The sequence below is a fragment of the Mesorhizobium sp. 113-1-2 genome, from assembly GCF_016756475.1.
GTDB classification, from domain to species: Bacteria; Pseudomonadota; Alphaproteobacteria; order Rhizobiales; family Rhizobiaceae; genus Mesorhizobium; species Mesorhizobium loti_C.
This window is the reverse complement of the sequence record NZ_AP023242.1, coordinates 6,602,012-6,619,981: the sequence shown is the minus strand read 5'-3', so window position 1 is coordinate 6,619,981 and position 17,970 is coordinate 6,602,012. Positions and strand designations below refer to the sequence as shown.

Annotated in this window: 17 protein-coding genes; 8 read left to right on the top strand and 9 right to left on the bottom strand. The window is 60.9% G+C overall.

The features are described 5' to 3' along the window. Positions 1-50: 50 nt before the first annotated feature. Positions 51-2,732, top strand: coding sequence for a bifunctional acetate--CoA ligase family protein/GNAT family N-acetyltransferase (locus JN279_RS32090; RefSeq protein ID WP_202351181.1), 2,682 nt, complete (start codon positions 51-53; stop codon positions 2,730-2,732). Between the two features lie 230 nt (positions 2,733-2,962). Continuing rightward, on the top strand, positions 2,963-3,400 hold the full coding sequence (locus JN279_RS32085; RefSeq protein WP_244734218.1) for a cytochrome b: 438 nt from the start codon (positions 2,963-2,965) through the stop codon (positions 3,398-3,400). On the opposite strand, the gene JN279_RS32080 is transcribed toward JN279_RS32085, so the two are convergent. Beyond that, on the bottom strand, positions 3,356-4,969 hold the full coding sequence (locus tag JN279_RS32080) for a bifunctional aminoglycoside phosphotransferase/ATP-binding protein (protein WP_096454928.1): 1,614 nt from the start codon (positions 4,967-4,969) through the stop codon (positions 3,356-3,358). The genes JN279_RS32085 and JN279_RS32080 overlap by 45 nt on opposite strands. Positions 4,970-5,009: 40 nt before the next feature. Next, a complete protein-coding gene (locus JN279_RS32075) occupies positions 5,010-5,408 on the bottom strand; it encodes a c-type cytochrome (RefSeq protein WP_096454930.1) in 399 nt (132 codons plus the stop codon). A gap of 175 nt (positions 5,409-5,583) precedes the next feature. Here JN279_RS32075 and JN279_RS32070 point away from each other — a divergent pair, with 175 nt between their 5' ends. Then, the gene (locus JN279_RS32070; protein ID WP_096454932.1) at positions 5,584-6,420 is read left to right on the top strand and encodes a universal stress protein; all 837 of its coding nucleotides are present in this window, start codon (positions 5,584-5,586) and stop codon (positions 6,418-6,420) included. Positions 6,421-6,497: 77 nt separating this feature from the next. On the opposite strand, the gene JN279_RS32065 is transcribed toward JN279_RS32070, so the two are convergent. The 3 genes from JN279_RS32065 to JN279_RS32055 are packed head-to-tail and all read right to left on the bottom strand — an operon-like array spanning position 6,498 to position 8,241. Then, positions 6,498-6,944: a pyridoxamine 5'-phosphate oxidase family protein gene (locus JN279_RS32065; RefSeq protein WP_096454934.1), complete on the bottom strand. Its 447-nt coding sequence runs from the start codon at positions 6,942-6,944 to the stop codon at positions 6,498-6,500. 19 nt (positions 6,945-6,963) lie between these two features. After that, positions 6,964-7,650, bottom strand: coding sequence for a phosphoribosyltransferase (locus JN279_RS32060; RefSeq protein ID WP_096454936.1), 687 nt, complete (start codon positions 7,648-7,650; stop codon positions 6,964-6,966). A 3-nt stretch (positions 7,651-7,653) separates the two neighbouring features. Then, on the bottom strand, positions 7,654-8,241 hold the full coding sequence (locus JN279_RS32055; protein ID WP_244734217.1) for a DUF2267 domain-containing protein: 588 nt from the start codon (positions 8,239-8,241) through the stop codon (positions 7,654-7,656). Between the two features lie 58 nt (positions 8,242-8,299). Between JN279_RS32055 and JN279_RS32050 the strand changes: the two genes are divergently transcribed. Further along, positions 8,300-9,136 carry a universal stress protein gene (locus JN279_RS32050; RefSeq protein ID WP_202351180.1) on the top strand — a complete coding sequence of 279 codons (837 nt, stop codon included), beginning with the start codon at positions 8,300-8,302 and terminating at the stop codon, positions 9,134-9,136. Positions 9,137-9,253: 117 nt separating this feature from the next. Further along, entirely contained in the window at positions 9,254-9,763 is a 510-nt protein-coding gene (locus JN279_RS32045; RefSeq protein ID WP_096454940.1) for a hydrolase, read from the top strand. 108 nt (positions 9,764-9,871) lie between these two features. Here JN279_RS32045 and hemA read toward each other — a convergent pair whose 3' ends face one another. Further along, complete coding sequence (hemA, locus tag JN279_RS32040) at positions 9,872-11,149, bottom strand: 5-aminolevulinate synthase (protein WP_096454942.1); 1,278 nt, start codon at positions 11,147-11,149, stop codon at positions 9,872-9,874. A gap of 181 nt (positions 11,150-11,330) precedes the next feature. Further along, positions 11,331-11,735, bottom strand: a complete 405-nt coding sequence (locus JN279_RS32035; RefSeq protein WP_096454943.1) for a universal stress protein — start codon at positions 11,733-11,735, stop codon at positions 11,331-11,333. A gap of 91 nt (positions 11,736-11,826) precedes the next feature. Between JN279_RS32035 and JN279_RS32030 the strand changes: the two genes are divergently transcribed. After that, positions 11,827-12,090, top strand: a complete 264-nt coding sequence (locus tag JN279_RS32030; protein ID WP_342216288.1) for a hypothetical protein — start codon at positions 11,827-11,829, stop codon at positions 12,088-12,090. Here the strand turns inward: JN279_RS32030 and fixJ are convergent. Next, positions 12,087-12,701, bottom strand: a complete 615-nt coding sequence (fixJ, locus tag JN279_RS32025; protein WP_096454945.1) for a response regulator FixJ — start codon at positions 12,699-12,701, stop codon at positions 12,087-12,089. The two genes, JN279_RS32030 and fixJ, sit on opposite strands and share 4 nt — an antisense overlap. After that, on the bottom strand, positions 12,688-14,340 hold the full coding sequence (locus JN279_RS32020; RefSeq protein WP_274608609.1) for a PAS domain-containing sensor histidine kinase: 1,653 nt from the start codon (positions 14,338-14,340) through the stop codon (positions 12,688-12,690). The genes fixJ and JN279_RS32020 overlap by 14 nt, the downstream gene beginning before the upstream one ends. A 138-nt stretch (positions 14,341-14,478) precedes the next feature. Between JN279_RS32020 and JN279_RS32015 the strand changes: the two genes are divergently transcribed. Together JN279_RS32015 and mgtA are read left to right on the top strand one after the other, a co-directional pair. Next, a complete protein-coding gene (locus JN279_RS32015; RefSeq protein WP_096454947.1) occupies positions 14,479-15,291 on the top strand; it encodes a universal stress protein in 813 nt (270 codons plus the stop codon). A gap of 7 nt (positions 15,292-15,298) precedes the next feature. Next, positions 15,299-17,968, top strand: a complete 2,670-nt coding sequence (mgtA, locus tag JN279_RS32010) for a magnesium-translocating P-type ATPase (RefSeq protein ID WP_202351179.1) — start codon at positions 15,299-15,301, stop codon at positions 17,966-17,968. Positions 17,969-17,970 lie beyond the last annotated feature (2 nt).

Sequence of the window (17,970 nt, the reverse complement as noted above, 5' to 3'; positions counted from 1 at the left end):
ACGGGCAAGCTCGACAGGTGATTGTTGCAAACGAACAGGAGACATCAGGGGTGACGATCCGAAATCTCGAATATGCATTCGCTCCAAAGTCAGTTGCCGTCGTCGGAGCATCAGGGCGCGAGGGCTCTGTCGGACGCGTCGTTTTCGAGAACATCGTGAACGGCGGCTTCGAGGGCGAGATATGGCCGGTCAACCCAAAATACTCGCAAGTCGCCGGTCGACGCTGCTATGCTGGGGCTGCCGATCTGCCTGATATACCGGACCTCGGCGTCATCGTGACGCCGCCTGAAACGGTTCCCGGCATCGTGCGCGAACTAAGTGACAAGGGCACACGGGCCGCGGTCGTCATTACCGCCGGACTGACGCGCGAGAACGGCTTGCGCCAGGCGATGCTCGATGCCGCCAGGCCCAGCCTGTTCCGCATCATCGGGCCGAACACGGTCGGGCTGATGATACCGCCATTGAAGCTCAATGCCGGCTTTGCTCATATGGCCGCCGAGCCTGGCAACATCGCGCTGCTGTCGCAATCCGGCGCCATTGCCACGTCGCTGATCGACTGGGCTGCGGACAACAATGTCGGCTTCTCGCAGATCGTCTCGCTCGGCGACATGGCGGATGTCGACGTAGGCGACTGCCTCGACATGCTGGCGGGCGACATGCACACACGCGCCATCGTAATGTATCTGGAAACCATTCCCAATCCGCGCAAATTCATCTCGGCAGCCCGCGCGGCGGCACGGATCAAGCCGGTAATCGCGATCAAATCTGGTCGGCATGAGCAATCGGCCAAAGCGGCTGCGACCCACACCGGTGCACTATCGGGGGCCGATCGTGTCGTCGATGCGGCATTGCTGCGCGCCGGCATCCTGCGTGTCAAAGGCCTGACCGAGCTGTTTGACGCTGCAGAAACGATCGCCCGCTTCGCTCCCCTCAAGCAGGCCCGCGTCGGCATTGTCACCAATGGCGGCGGGGCAGGGGTATTGGCCATCGATCAGCTCGTCGACTGCAAAGGCGAATTGGCCGTGCTTTCACCCGCCACCATGGAACGCCTGAACGCCGCATTGCCGCCGACATGGTCGCACGCCAATCCGGTCGACATCATCGGTGACGCCCCGCCGGAGCGCTACAAGGCCGCCGTTGGAGCCGTTGCGGCCGATCCGGCAACGGACGTCGTCCTGGTGATGAATTGCCCAACCGGACTGGGCTCGCCGCTGGCCACCGCAAGCGCGGTGGCGGAACTCGCAAGGGACGGGATGATTGGCGGCAAACCGGTCCTGACCTGCTGGCTCGGGGAACGCACGGCGCGCTCCGGGCGGCAAATCCTTCACCAGGCCGGCATTGCGAGTTTCGAAACGCCCGCTGACGCGGCAACGGCCGTCTCCTATCTCAGTGAATGGTCGCGTGCCCAGCGGGCACTGATGCGTACACCGTCGAGCCTCAGCGAGGACGTCGCGAGCGATCGGGAAGCCGTGCTTTCCATATTCAGGCAGGTCGCGAGGGAGGGTCGGCGAATGCTGACCGAGCCCGAAGCCAAGGCAGCAATTTCCGCCTACGGCATCCCGGTGCCCGAGACGGTCGTCGCCAGATCTCCTGCAGAGGCGGAAGCCGCGGCCAGCCGGCTCCTCAAGACGTCCGAGCAGGTCGTCGTCAAGCTGCTGTCCAAGGCAATCTCGCATAAGTCGGACATTGGCGGGGTGGTACTCAACATTGCCGATGCCGAGGCCGCAGGGGAGGCCGCACGCGCAATCGAGGCACGCGTGCGCAGGCACGCGCCGCAAGCCGATATTGAAGGCTATGCCGTTCAGCCCATGGTCGTGCGAAAACAGGCGCAGGAACTCATCCTCGGAATGAGCCGGGATCCGATCTTCGGGCCGGCCATCCTGTTTGGCGCCGGCGGCGTCGCGGTCGAGGTGATGGACGATACGGCGATCGCGCTGCCGCCGCTCGACGACGTTCTTGCCGGGGACCTGATCGGGCAAACGCGAATAGGCCGGCTGCTCGCCGGCTTCCGCGATCGCGAGGCGGCGGATCGGCAAGCGATCATCGCGGCGCTCAACGGGCTGTCGCAGATGGTTGTCGACTTTCCGTGCCTCGTTTCAATGGATGTCAATCCGCTGCTGGCGGACGCCGCAGGCGTGGTTGCGCTCGATGCCCGCGTCGAGATCGAGCCCGAACGCGTGGAGGAGCCTGGACCCAATCCGGCACTTGCCATCAGGCCCTATCCATCGGGTTGGGAGAAGGAATTTTCGACAGGTGGTGCGCACTATCGCATCCGGCCAATCAAGCCGGCCGATATCGCGCTCTATCCCGAATTCCTTGCCAGGATTTCGCCAGACGATCTGCGCCTGCGTTTCCTCTCGCCGCGCAAGAGCTTTTCCGACCAAGCATTGCAGCGGTTCACCCAGCTCGACTACGACCGCAACATGGCTTTCGTCGCTCTGGACGCAAGCACTGGCACCTTGGCGGGTATCAGCCGGCTAGCCTATGATCCTGACCGCTCCGTCGCCGAATATGCCTTGCTGGTGCGCACGGATCTGCAGGGCCACGGCCTAGGCTGGGAGTTGCTCAGACGGATCGTTGACTATGCAAAGGCCGATGGCATCGGCCGGATCGAGGGCATCATGCTCAGCGAAAATGTAAAGATGCTCTCGATGTGCCGAGAGGTTGGGTTCTCGATCGCACATCACCCAAGCGAAACCGGCTTGTCGATTGCGACGTTGGACGTCCGGTGACGAGGCGGTACCGCTCGTCTTCGCAGGCGGTAGGTATCGACGCTCCAAGCCCATCATACCAAAGTGTAAGGTTCCTGCCACAATTCCGGGAGGATTCGGGCGAATTTCGACCAATCTTACGCGATCTTTTCAGTCTCACTACAGCGTGTTGCCTTATAAGGGAGATGGACGTGCCTAAAACTATACGAGGATACTCATTTTATCAGGTCGCTTTGCATTGGATTATTGCATTGCTCGTCCTGTTCCAACTGTTCTACGGTGAGAGCATGACCGGCATCGTCGATGCTGCCGGCGAAGGCCAGCTCGTATCGGCAACCGATCAGGTGTTGGCGTCGGCCCATTATTGGGTAGGCATTGCGATACTTGGTTTCGTTCTGCTGCGCTTGATCCTCAGGCTTGTCCACGGTGCGCCCGCGCCGGCGAACGAGGAACCACGCTGGATGCAACTCGCGGCCCATGCATCACACGGTTTGTTCTACTTCCTGCTGCTGGCGACGCCGATCGTGGGCCTGCTCGCCTTCTACCTGGGTGATCCGTGGGGCGACATTCACGCCCTGAACAAGCCGGCCTTCATCATCCTCATCGGCATCCACGTCGTCGCCGCCCTGTACCATCAGTTCTGGCTACGGGACGGGACGCTGAGGCGTATGATCTCTCCCGCCCGATAGGGACGATGCGGACGGAAGTGCCCCTTCGCGTCCAGAGGCTGGAGTCGCGGCCGCAACGAAACCCTGAATCTGCGTCGCGATTTCAGCGGCGCTTCGATCGGCCTCGATGCTCAACCAGTTCAGCGGACGGGTATCCCGCTGCATCTGCCGCGAAAGGATGTCGACCGTGGCATCGGAAGGGCCACTTGTGCGCTCTTGGACACGACGCCAAAGCACAAGCGGATCAGCCGTCAGCCAAAATCCGGCAAAGGGGATGCCCCTGTCAGCGGCGACGCGTTCGATCCTGTCCCGATCTACGGGCCTGTCGAAGACGGCATCGGCCACAACGGATCCGCCTTCCGAAAGAATGAGGCCGGCGCGCCAGGCAATCTGGCGATAGACCCGTTCGGACACGTCAGGCCGATAGGCCTTGTCTGGCAACCTCGTCTCGGCGGACACACCATGCATCGCCTTGCGTAAGCGATCGCTCTCGATAATCCGGGCGCCGGGCGGCGCGCCGACATGGGCCGCGAGCGCCTCCGCAATGGTCGTCTTGCCGGAACCACTGAGGCCGCCGATGGCAACGAGCCGGGGTGATGTTTGCTGGAGAAATGTCTGGGCAAGGTCGAAATAGCATCTCGCCTCCGCAGTCAGCTTGTCGGAGTCGGCACTGCCTTCCTCGACTTGCGTCGCCGTCACATGGGCGCGCACGGCAGCCCGCACCGCCATGAAAAACGGCAGCAGGATGAAACCGTCTTCGTCGTCGGCTTCGTCGAGATAGCGGTTCATGACCAGATTGGCGAGCTGCGGAAAACCGCGATGCCAGAGGTCCATCAACAAGAAGGCAAGGTCATACAGAACGTCGATGCTGGCGATCTGGTCGTTGAATTCGATGCAATCGAAGAGGCGAGGCTCACCTCCGAAGACGCAGATGTTGCGCAGGTGCAGATCGCCATGGCACCGGCGAACCTTGCCCGCAGACTCCCGGCGGTCGAGCAATCCGGAATGCCGGGTGAGGGCGATGCGGAAGGCCTTGGCAAAGATCTCTATCTCCGGCTTTGTGAATACGTGGCTGGTGCCGAAGCCGGCTTCGTTGATGTCGAGCACATCAGTCAGATTGAACGAGCCTGTGCCATTGTGGATCGTCGGCGCGGTGCGGTGGTAGCCCACGATCATGCGCGCGACCGCGGTCATCAACGCCGGGGTCAGTTCTCCGGCACTTGCCATGCGGTCGAGAAGCTTGGACTGATCGAACCGGACCATCTCGATCGCCGCGTCGACCATTTGCCCTGGACCGTCAAAAGCCAATTTACCGTCGGCTTCCTGCGTGATGCGCCGCACCCCCAGGTAAAGGCCGGGCGCGGTCTTCGAGTTCAGATCCACCTCCTGTTCGCAGGCGGCAAGCCGGAGGGCTGGCGTGGAAAAATCGACATAGGGCAGCTTGACCGCGCGCTTCATCTTGAACGCGCGTTCGCCGATCAGAAAAATACGCGAGATATGGGTCTCGATCGCCTCGACTGACCCGGCCGCGCCATATGAGGCGGGATCGAGCAGAAACGAGACAGCAGCTTGCTGGTCGTCTACGATCATCGCCGGCCTCCTTGATGTGTCTTGTTTCCGCGATCTGCGCTCATTGCTGCAGCGTCTCGACATAACCGGCCAGATCATGGATCCGTTCCCTAGTGACGATTTCCCCGGCATTCGAGCCATATTTCTTCACGTCACCCGGAAGGAATTGCCGGCCCCAGACCGGCATGTCGCGATCGCCATGCGCCGCCACCATGCCGCGGCCGTCGATGACGGCAAAGACGCGCCAATAAGGGAATTCGCCGCCATTGCGCCTGGAGAGGCGCGTCAGGTCGCTCGGCCGCTTCAACAACTCGTCGCCCAACGGGCCGTCCCCCTTGCCTTCAGGGCCATGGCAGACGGCGCATGAGTTCATGTATTCCGCCTTGCCGTTGCCGAGTTCCTGGGCGCCAGCCGCGTTGAGGGCCAATCCCGCCAAAATCGCCGCGATCAGGAATTTCATCTGCGTTTCCCCGATTGATCGACTGAAACCTACAGCCCCAGTCCGCGAGTGCGTTGATGCGGATCAAATGCCGACGCGGTCACGTTGTTTGATTCAGCGCAATGAACGCATCGGGCACCCTCGCTAATGACTGAAACCACGACTGATCTTTCAATCGAAATCAGGAGTTGCCGCCGTGACTTTCAGGACACTGCTTACGGTTACCGGACCGAACCAGGGCGAGGGCGATCTGAAGCTCGTCGCTGACCTGTGCGAACAGATCGGTGCCCATCTCTCCGTGCTCGTTCTCGAGTTGGCCGCACCGCCCTCAGGCGGCGAGTATGCCGCCGTCGTCTCACCGGCCTGGCTGGAGGAACGTCAGGCCGAGGTGAAAAGGCTTGAGAAACGAATTTCTGACGTCGCCGGCTTTCTCTCCCAGAGCTCCGTATCGGCCGATCTGAGCGACGACTATCCTGACATGGGATGGGCGGACGACGTCATCGGAAGGCGTGCCCGCTACGCCGATCTGACCATTCTCGGACCGGATCTGCTGGCAAGCCATACGCTCAAGGATAAAGTCATCGAGGGCACGCTGTTCTCATCGGGAAAGCCCGTTCTGCTCGTTCCCGAGGGGTCGCGGCCGACGCTGAAGCCGAAACGCATCCTCATTGCATGGGACGCGCGTCTTGAGTCATCGCGCGCCGTCCGCGAGTCGCTCGACATGCTGAAAGGCGCAGAAGAGGTTCACCTTGTCATGGTCGATCCGATCGAGGACGAATTCCATCACGGTGCGGAGCCGGGGGCCGATGCTGCGACCTATCTCGCCCGGCATGGGGTGAAGGTTACTGTCGAACGACTCACAAGCTCGAACCATTCAGTTGCCGACGTGCTTCGCCAGCATGCCGGCGACGTTGCGGCCGAGCTGATGGTGATGGGCGCCTATGGTCATTCCCGCTTGCGCGAGCGCATTTTCGGCGGCGTGACGAAATCGGTGCTTGAGGCTCAGTCGCTGCCGGTCTTGATGGCGCGATAGCAATTCAACCGCGGAGAAAAAGGGCCGGTGCAGATTGCGCCGGCCCTTTTCATTTCTCGCAAGATTTGATGGGGCGACTACTCGTTTGCTTCTCGTCCGGACACCTGCTCGATCAGGATCCGAAAGAAAACGTGCGGTGTATTGTCGGCGGTGGGAGGAACGACCGGCTTGAGTGCGCCGGGTTCCCACCAGTCGGAGTGCTTGCTCAACACCGACCAGGCATGATCCCGCTCAAGCTTGTGGCCGATCCGGTCAGGCAGTTCTTCGTATCGGCCGTCGGCAATGACACTTTTCCATCCTCGCCCCTGGCCATGTTCATCGACCTGGACGGACACCAGCGGATTGGCCCGCATCCATTCGATCTTTTTGCCCGGCATGGAAAACGCGTAGAGATGAGCGTCCGAATGGGCGTAGTAGAAGGGCACGACATAGGGCTGCCCATCCTTTGCGCATGCCAGGCGGCCCACGCGATTGGCCGTCAGCAATTTAGTACATTCCAAAACAGAAAGCGTGCGGATCTGCATCAGTGCGATCTCCTGTTCTTCACGGCTTTTGACCTAGGCCGGAAACGTGCCGCCGGCCAGTCTTGTACAGCTGGGCAGCCTCGTCCATAGCGGAGACAACGTCGTTGTCAGAGAGTTGCGGGAATCGCAGATAGTGGTGGCCCAAGGCCCGGAACTGTCCTGGCTGACTAAGGCAGACCACACGGTCCGCTTCTTGCTCCAGCGCGGCGACCGTCTCTTGCGGTGAAACGGGAACTGCGACGATGATTTCCCTCGGCGACCGGCGCTTGAGGGCGCGGACCGCGATTTTCATGGTCGTACCGGTCGCGGCCCCGTCATCGACGATGATAGCGGTCTTTCCCGCAATCGAGATCGGTTTGGTCTTCCCGCGATAGGCCGCGCGCCGGCGTTCGAGTTCCGGCCGCTCATTTGCAATCAAGGCACGTAGCTCGCTTTCGTCGAGCGCATAGGTCTCGACAATCTCACGGTTCAACACGACGTCGCCAGGGTCGCCATCGACGATTGCGGCAACAGCCAACTCGGGATTACCCGGGGCGCCGACCTTGCGGACGATAAGCAGGTCAAGAGGAGCGTTGAGGGCCCTGGCCACTTCCACTGCGACGGGCACGCCGCCACGCGGCAATGCCAGCACGATGGGCCGGTGCAGTTGAAGCCTGCTCAGTTCCAGGCCAAGCTTCACTCCAGCCTCTTCCCGGTCGCGGAACATTGGTCAATCCACCGGCCACAGTTTTCGCAGCGACTTCTTCATCGAGTTTCTGACCTGTACGATCTCACCATGCGAAATGTGACGGTCGAGAAGCTTGAAAACGGCACTGATGGCGACATCGAAATCAATCTCCTCATCGTAGCCGAAACTGTTTCTGACGTGGAGGACAAAGTCGCGCTTCTTGTGCTCACGCGGCGGCGCCGATGGGTTCCAGCCTTCGAAGTAGATGCCGCGCACCAAAACAGGCAACTGCGCCGCAAGATCGGCCATTTCCGCTTGCGATAGCCAGTCCCGCACTGTGTGGAGAACGGACCTCAGGAGACGGCACGCGCTCGGTTCGCTCCAGCCTAGTTCCTTGGCAAGCTCCCTGACCCACTGCTGCGCCTGCTGGGCAGCATGAGTGAAGTCGGCAAAGGACGTGTGAGAACAATGACCCATGGCGGCGCTCCTTGAAGATTGAAATCCATTCTTAGGCGCCGGAAGGCCTTGAGCATTGAGCCGGATCAAATTCCTCGCAAACATGCGGGTGCCTGAAATGCTCCACCATAGAGCGATGAGCATTTGCGGTGGATCAAAGCGCGTCTTGTCCATCGCGACTACGACACATCTCGAAGGAACGGCGGCCGACCGTCCCCCAATGGAGGCCCTGGTGAAAACAATAGCATCGCTCTTCCTGTCAACCTATCCTGACGCAAACTCGCTGCAAATCGCAGCGAGTTCGGTTGCCCTCGTCAAGCAGATCAACGCAGCGCTGCATGCTGTTGCCATTGATGTCGAGATTCCCGACGTTTCGAACGCCCTCTCAAAGCTTTTGCTGGATCTGCCCTACAAGATACAAGAGGCCGAGGCGACCAGTCGCAAGCGCGGAAAAGTTCTTCTCGAGGCAATTGTCCAAGAAGCCGCGCGCGGCGGTGTGACGCTTACCACGCAGGATTTGACGGCATCACCGGCTTTGATGGGCGATGTTGCCGCGGAGCATTCCCGATATTTCGATGTTGGTCTGGTCGGCCTGGCGGCAGGCAACCAGACGGCGCGGATGATGGCCGAAGCGCTGCTGTTCGGTTCGGGTCGACCGACGCTGCTTCTTCCTGATGCCATGGAAGTCGGTATCCTGGATCATATCGTCATCGCCTGGGATGGCAGTCGGGTAGCCGCACGGGCTGTTGCGGATGCGCAGGCGTTTCTTGAACGCGCCTCGATGATCACCGTTTTGACCGTGACCGACGAAAAGCCGCTTCCGGGACATGGCATCGGTGAACGCCTTGCGCTGGGCTTGAGGGCGCGTGGCCTGGTGGCCGAGGCCGCCCCTATCCAGGCGGGAGATCGTTCAATCGGAACCGCTCTACAGGAGCACGCTCTCAAGATCGGCGGCAAGCAGCTTGTCATGGGCGGATATGGCCATTCCCGCATCAGGGACTTTGTGCTTGGCGGAGCCACCGAAGGCATTCTTAGCGATCTGCGGCTGCCGGTCCTGTTATCGCACTAGGCAGAGGCCGGACGTCTGTGATTTCACCGCACCCATGGTGTCACCGGCTCATGTTGTGGGGTCGAGACGCCGCCGCCTTCATTTTGGATTGTTGTTGGTGCAAATTGGAGGCCGGTCATGCAGACGAACGAAACCCCTCGATATGACGGCAGCGTCAATACGACCGGCTGCTGCCCCAGGTTTAACCCGGTGGGTTGGGACGGCCAGGAACTGCACTTCAAGGACAAGCGGTTTGTCAAAGCCACAACGCGCAGCGTCATGCATGTCCCGGTGAACATGGGCAAGGTGTTTGCGCGCGTCAACAAGCACATCGACGACGCCGGCGCTTGCGACAATGGTCAATTCATTGTGCTGAGCAGGGATATCTCGCCTTGGAGGAGCGAGCATCTGTTCGCGGTTTCGAAACCCGTCCCCGGCGAGGAAATGACCACGCTGAGTGGCGACTATGTGACGAAGGTGTGCGAAGGCCCATACAGCCAGGCAAAGACCTGGAACGAGGAGATGCGGGAGGTTGCGCGCGCTCGAAACACAAAGGCGCGCAATGTGTACTTCTTCTATACAACCTGTCCGAAATGCGCCAAAGCCTACGGCAAGAATTATGCAATTGGTGTCGTGGCCCTAGCCTGATGTCTTGAAGGCTCGATGATCAGGCAGGGCGCTCTCGGGCCACGTCAGGCGCCAACCGGTGTATCCCTGCAACCATTGCAGCGGGTGCCTCTCGGGTTGGAGCAAGCTTCAGCCTCCGGCCTTCGCCATGACCAGGGGAACGATCCGATCGCTCTTCGCCACCGCGGGCCGGCCGGCGGATCCGTGGGGAATGCCGAGCGCATCCCAGGTCTCGACCAGCGCGTCCTGCAGTCCCGCGATCAGCGCATCGGAATGGAACGGCGTCGGCGTGATGCGCAGACGTTCCGTGCCGCGCGGCACGGTCGGGTAGTTGATCGGCTGGATGTAGATGCCGTGCACGCCAAGCAGGCGGTCGCTGGCCATCTTGCAGAGTTCCGGATCGCCAACCAGCACCGGCACGATGTGGGTCGGAGAGTCCATCACCGGCAGGCCGGCCGCCGACAGGATCTGCTTGGTCCGCGCTGCCTGCTGCTGCTGGGCGTCACGCTCGGCCTGCGAGCGCTTGAGATGGCGGATCGAGGTGGTGGCCGCGGCGGCGATCGCCGGCGGCAGCGCCGTGGTGAAGATGAAGCCCGGCGCATAGGAGCGCACCGCGTCGATCACGGCACTGGTGCCGGTGATATAGCCGCCCAGCGTGCCGAACGCCTTGGCGAGCGTGCCTTCGATGATGTCGATGCGGTCGGCCAGGCCCTCGCGCTCGGTGATGCCACCGCCGCGCGGTCCGTACATGCCCACCGCATGGACCTCGTCGATATAGGTCATGGCATTGTAGCGCTCGGCGAGTTCGACGATCTCCCGGATCGGCGCGATGTCGCCATCCATCGAATAGACGCTTTCGAAGACGATCAGCTTGGCGCGTTCGCGCCCCGCCGCCTGCAGCAGGCTTTCCAGATGCGCGACGTCATTGTGGCGGAAGATCTTCTTCTCGGCGCCCGAGCGCCGCACGCCTTCGATCATCGAAGCGTGGTTCAACTCATCCGAGATGATCAGGCAATTGGGCAGAAGCCGCGCAATGGTCGAGATCGAGGCTTCGTTGGAGACGAAACCGGAGGTGAAGACCAGGGCGGCGTCCTTGCCGTGCAGGTCGGCAAGCTCATGCTCGAGCTCGACCAACGGGTTGGACGTGCCGGAAATGTTGCGTGTGCCGCCGGCGCCCGACCCCATCTTGCCTGCCGCTTCCTGGAACGCGGCGATGACATCGGGGTGCTGGCCCATCCCGAGATAGTCGTTGGAGCACCAGACGGTGATTTCCTCGGCGCGGCCATTAGAACGCCAGATGGCGCGCGGAAACTTGCCCGCGATGCGCTCGAGGTCGGCGAAGACACGATAGCGACGCTCCGCATGGAGCTGGTCGATCGCTTCTTCGAAGAACCGCCGGTAGTTCATGTCAAAGTCTCCTGAGGGAACGGAATGGCCGCGACACCTCGTCGAAGCTCGTGGCATCACCTTTGTGCTTGGCGGGCAGGCTCGCATTGAGCCAGGTCAATTCATTGATGTGTTCGATAGCTCGTCTCAAGAGGATCGCGGTGCTTGGGCACGCTTTTGCGATCGGCGGATTGGAGTAGGTTCATCCGGTGGATGATCCGCTCGCCATTGAGGGTTTGTCGTGTGCCTCCTGCACACGGCTGTACCCATAGCGACCCAGCACAACGAGATCGGCGGCTATAGTGCTTGCCAGTTGAAGGGCCGCTTCAGAAGCCTCTCCAAGGCGCCGATCCAGTATTTCCGAGCGGGCTTTGGCGCCGTGGCGCCCAAGGAAGAGCTTGACGTCGGCCACATTCTCGCGCGGTGCCAGCTCTGCATCGCGCACGGTTGCAATGAGCACATCACGAGCGCCAACGAGCAGGGGCAGGGCGTCGACGACCACGTGTCTCGTCGTCGTCGATGATTTGAACTTTTCGCCAGCCGTCTGCGCGGTGACGCAGATCGCGTACTCGCGGTTCCTTCGTTCCGGCGATGCGGGCTTCTTCATGAGCCGCCATGCTCGGGCAGACGCTAACTGTGCGGCTCGATGGGTGTGCTAACCCTAAATCATCGCGAACAGCACTTGGCGGCCGCGAAAAATGATTCAAATCAAAGCGTATCACGAGCCCTTCATTCACGATGGCTCGATGTGGAATCCGATCGCAAGCGCCCCATATGGCCGCAGCCTCGAACTGGCCGTCATCGATGAAGACGGCCCGCACACGCTCGTATTTCCGTGTGAAAAAGCGCGAGAAGGCTGGAAGGCCGCCACGACTGGTGCTCGCGTCGACATCCGTCCGACCCATTGGCGTGACTGGGAGCCAGGCAGCAAGCAGGCGGATTCGCGTCCTGTTTCGTCCTAATGTTTGGAGTCGGCAATCAACGCCATTCGCACGAGATGCGACAGGCTGCCGGCGCGCATCTTGCTCATGACATTCGCACGATGGATTTCGACCGTTCGTGGGCTTATCCCAAGGTCATAGGCAATTGTCTTGTTCGGCAAGCCCGAGACCAGACCGTCAAGCACCTGCCGCTCGCGCTCCGAAAGGCTGGACAGGCTCTTGTGAATCTCCGAGGCTTGCGGGTGGGCGACAGTCGAATGACTACGATTATCCAGGGCCAGGCGGATTGCATCGATGAGGATTTGATCGTCGAAGGGCTTCTCAATGAAATCGGCAGCTCCCTCTTTCATCGCCTGAACAGCCAGCGCAACATCGGCGTGACCCGTCATGACGATCACGGGGACAGTCTGTCCGCGCGCTCTCAGCTGCCGCAGAAATTCAATACCATCGATGCCTGGCATGCGCACGTCGGTAAGGATGCAGCCTTCAATATCTTTCGTCGCCGTGGCCAAAAAGGCCGTGGCCGACTCGTGCAGGCGCACGGCAAAGTCAGCCGTTGCGAGAAGAAATCCCAGCGACTTTCGAACGTCGACGTCGTCGTCGACCACGTGCACGACTTCATTGCTTGCCATTGGCGACCTCATCCTTCTCGACAATGCGCAGGGTGAACCGGAAAGCTGTTCCACCCCCAGGCATTGCCTCAGCCCAGATATGACCGCCATGCGATTCGACGATAGTGCGGCAAATGGACAGCCCCACACCCATGCCCTGTTTCTTGGTGGTGACAAACGGTTGGAACAGCTGCGCCGAAATCTCCGGCGCCAGGCCGGGGCCGGTGTCTTTCACGCTGACCTCCGCCATGCCGTCCGCGCGTGTCCTGGTAACCACTCGCAGTTCACGACGTGGCGCTCCCTGCATGGCTTCCACCGCGTTGCGCATCAGGTTGAGCAGAACCTGCTGGATCTGGATGCGGTCGGTCAAGACAAGTTCTGCTGCCGGGTCGAGCTCATAGCTGACGCGCACGTCGGCTTCCCTTGCGCCCACCAGGGCAAGGGACGAGGCTTCCTCGATAATTGTCGTTAAACGCTCAACCTGACGCTCGCTTTCGCCTCTGGCGACGAAATCCCGCAGGTGGCGAATGACGTCTCCGGCGCGCAAGGCCTGCTCCGCGGCCTGCTCGACGGCCTCACGCAACATATCGGCGTTGTCATCCTTACTCTTTTCCAGAAGCCGGCGACTGCCCTTGAGATAGTTGGTGATGGCCGTCAGGGGCTGGTTGATCTCATGGGCGAGTGTCGAAGCCATTTCGCCCAGCGCGGTGAAGCGAGCCATATGAAGCAGCTCCTGCTGCTGCTCCTGTATGCGGGCTTCCGCCTTATGCCGCTCGGTGAGATCGCGGCAGAAGCCGGTAAAGAAACGTCCCGTCCCCGGGTGCATCTCGCCGACGGCAAGTTCCATGGGAAACGTCGAACCGTCCTTGCGCATCCCTGTTACGGTTCGGCCCAGACCAATGATCCGGCGCTCGCCCGTGCTCAGATACCGGTGCAAATACTCATCGTGCTCCTCCCGATAGGGTGACGGCATAAGGATACTGACATTGGCTCCGATGACTTCGCTTGACTTATAGCCGAACAGCGCCTCGGCCGCGGTGCTGAAGGACTGGATACGCGCCTGCTCGTCGATGACGACCATTGCGTCGGGAACCGTCGCCAGAATTGAGCGCAGATGGTCCTCGCGCAACTGCAGGGCAGCATTGGCGAAGGAAAGGTCGCTGACATCCGTGCCCTGGACGAAGATCGCGGTGATGTGACCGTCCTCAGCCTTGATGGGCTGGTAGACGAAGTCGAGGATGCGTTGCTCCGTGGTTCCATCGTGCGCATTGCGAAGGACGACCTTGACACTGCGTCCGACATAGGGCTCGCCCGTCTCGCTTACCTGATCGAGCCGTTCGAAGAAGCCCTGACCCTCAAGCTCGGGCAAGGCCTCGCGCACCGATTTGCCAATGACCTGGCGATGACCGATCAAACTCTGATAGGCGGCATTGGCCAGCTGGAAGATATGGCCGGGTTCGCTCAGCAAGGTCATGAAACCGGGCGCCTGGTCAAACATCAGGGCGAGAAGCTCATGTTCCGCGGCGCCGCGCGGTTCCTTCCGGTTAGCCTCGGAAAGCACTGGCGGCGCGGTTTCCCGGTCGGATGAGACTGGCGCCTTCTTGCTCACTTGCTGCCCTTGGAGTTGAGAACCGGTAGTACCGGCTGATGTAGCACTCATCCCGTCGCACGCAAACCGATCCAAGAGCCATGGCCGGTGGGATAGGCCAGCCAGCGTCGTTTGACCCGCATCAAGGCGGTGGCGCCCGCCCGATGCAAAGTTTGGCGCACCCGACCATCGTGAGCGCGAGGCGTTTTCATGTCCTACAAGTCAATAATCGTCAACCTCGCCGTGGACGCCGATCCCGCGCCTATCGTGAAACTTGCCGCCGGCCTTGCTGGGCGCTTCGACGCTCATCTGATCGGCCTTGCGGCGGCGGATGTTCCGCCATTGGTCTCGACCGGCGAGGGTTTGGTCTACGAGGGCGAGGTCATGCAGATCCAGCGCACCGAAATCGAAAAGCGGCTTGCCGAACTGCGCGGCGCGTTCGAGAGGCTGGTTCCGTCCTCAATCAGCAGCGAATGGATGCAGCAGGTCTGCAGTCCAACCCGCTTGCTCAGCACAGTTGCCCGCGCTTGCGATTTGATCGTGACCGGCGGGGAGGAGGGCGAAAATGTCTTTCGCGCCGTCGATATCGGAAGCCTGGCACTCGGGAGCGGCCGGCCGGTCTTCGTTGCAGCGAGCAATTTCGAGCATGTCCTGGCCAAGACCGCGCTTGTCGCCTGGAAGGATACCAGGGAGGCGCGCAGAGCTATCGCCGATGCCTTGCCCTTCCTGTCGAAGGCCAACGAGGTGGTCGTCGCCACGATCGATGGCAATCCCGATGACAATGTCCGTGACAGCCTCGCCGACGTAGCCGTCTATCTTGAGCATCACGGCATCATGGCGAGGACCGAAATACTTTCGGGCGAGGAGAATGGAGAACGCCTCCTGGTGTTTGCGCGCTCTATCCACGCGGACCTGATCGTCTCTGGCGCCTATGGTCACAGCCGGTTGCGGGAATGGGCGTTCGGCGGCATGACCCGGACGCTTCTGCAGGAGAGCGGCATCAATCGTCTGATGTCGTACTGAGACTGTGATGTCGATCGGCAAAATCGATCTGGTGCAACACTCGACATACGGGGCGGGCGACACGCAACCGGCTCGCCATTTGCCGGAAGCCTATTGGTCGTTTGACGCAGGGCAATTGGTGAAGCAACTGCAGACGTCCACATCCGGGCTGTCCGGTGTGGACGCGGCGGCCCGGCTGGCAAAATTTGGTCGAAACACGCTGACGGCGTCGCGGTCTGGACGATCGGCCGCAGCTGTTTTCGCCGGCCAGTTCCGCAGTCCGCTGGTTCTCATCCTCATTTTTGCGGCGATCGTGTCGGGCTTCGTCGGCGAAGGCAATGAAGCCGCGATCATCGGCGTGATCGTGCTGGCGAGCTGCATCCTGAGCTTCACGCAAGAGTATGGCGCGTCCCGCGCCATGGAAGCGCTCCGGCAGCGCATTTCCCGCAAGGCCAGCGTGTTGCGGGATGGCTTTGAACGTTCGATAGACGCTCAGGACATCGTCCCTGGCGACGTGATCAGCCTCGCGGCTGGAAATCTCATCCCGGCCGACGGCGTCATTCTGGAATCGCAGGATTTCAACGTCAGCGAAGCCGTGCTGACGGGCGAGACCTTCCCGGTAGTGAAGTCGGCGGGACGCTCCGCCCCCGAGGCTGGCATCGCGCAGCGGGCCAACACCGTCTTTGCCGGCACTTCGGTTCGCAGCGGCAAGGCGAAGGTGCTTGCCGTGGCCACGGGATCGAGCACCGAGTTCGCGCTTATCGCGAGCGCTCTCGAACGCCGTATCCCAGAAACCGGTTTTGCCCGTGGCATCAGGCAGTTCGGTTACCTGATGACCGAAATCATGCTGGCTATCGTCATCATGGTCTTCTTCGCCAATCTGATGCTTGGACGGCCGCTGATTGAATCGCTTCTGTTTTCCCTGGCGCTCGCCGTCGGGCTTACGCCGGAACTGCTGCCTGCAATCATCAGCGTAACACTTGCCCGAGGGGCTCGGACCATGGCGGCGAGCGGCGTCATTGTGCGTCGACTCGATGCCATCGAGAATCTGGGCAGCATGGATCTTCTTTGCACGGACAAGACAGGAACTCTGACCGAGGGCGTTATTCATCTCGACGGATGCCTAGATGTCGAAGGCAACCCGTCAGGCAATATCCAACTGTGGGCCTACCTCAATGCAACGCTTCAGACCGGACTGAAGAACCCGCTCGACGAGGCAATCGCAACCACTCCGCTTGGAGACCTCGATCCGTCAGCGTTCACCAAAGTCGAAGAAATTCCCTACGACTTCATTCGCAAGCGCCTGTCCGTCGTGGTCCTCGACGACAAGGCTGAACAGCTTCTGATCAGCAAAGGCGCTGTGCGGAACATTCTTGAGGTTTGCGACTTCGCCCTCGGCGCCGATGGGAAACTCGGCGCCTTGGACGAGCGGCAACGGTCGGCGATTGACGACAAGTTTCGGCGTTGGAGCGCGCAGGGCTATCGTGTGCTTGGGCTCGCGATCCGGCGGTTCGCAGGCCAGTCGAAATTCACCAGGAGCGATGAAAGCGCGCTTGGCTTTGCCGGCTTTCTGCTTTTCCTCGATCCGCCAAAAGTGGGCGTGAAGGAAACGCTCTCGGCGCTTGCCCATCGCGGAATCGCGGTAAAAGTCATTTCTGGCGACAACCGCTATGTTGCCGCGCATCTGGCGCAAGCCGTGGGTCTTCGTGCCGACAGGATCATGACCGGCGAAGACCTGTCGAAAATGACGAAGAATGGGCTGTTCGCCAGTGTCGGCTCCACGGATCTCTTCGTCGAGATCGATCCTAACCAGAAGGAGCGTATCGTCGAAGCGCTCCGCAGAAACGGCCACGTTGTCGGGTACCTCGGCGACGGCATCAACGACGCACCGGCGCTACATGAGGCTGATATCGGCATATCGGTTGACACCGCCGTCGATGTCGCGCGCGAAGCCGCCGACATCATCCTGCTCAAGCGGGATCTTGCTGTTCTGGTGCTCGGGGTCGACGACGGCCGAAAGACCTTCGCCAACACGATGAAATACATCTCGATCACAACCAGCGCCAATTTCGGCAATATGATCAGCATGGCTGCCGCTTCGCTGGCCCTGCCATTCCTGCCGCTCCTGGCAAAGCAGATCCTGCTCAACAATTTCCTCTCCGATATCCCCGCTTTGTCCATCGCCGGCGACAATGTCGATGCGGATCAGCTGCGGCGACCCCGCCACTGGGACATCCATTTCGTGCGCAGGTTCATGATCAGTTTCGGCCTCGTCAGTTCGTTGTTCGACTTCGTGACCTTTGCCTTTCTTCTTTTTATCGTGCACGCCGCCGTAACCACATTCCAGACAGCCTGGTTTGTCGAATCCCTGCTTACCCAGCTCTCCATCCTGCTGATCGTACGGACACAGAAGGCTTTCTGGGTAAGCCGCCCAAGCCGCTTGCTTGCCGGCCTTGCGCTTGGCATTGCCGTCGTGGCCGTGCTTATTCCGTATACCCCATTTGCTCCTTGGTTCGGCTTTGTGCCGTTGCCCCTGCCAGTGCTCGCGGGGCTGGTAGGAATCACAGCCCTTTATGTGGTGGCGTCCGAACTCACCAAGCGTTGGCTGTTCGACAAGGGCAGCCGCGGCAGTGCTCGGTCGAGGACAATGAAAAAGGTTGGCGCACGAGCATCGGGAACAGACAGAGCCAAGCGCTAGCC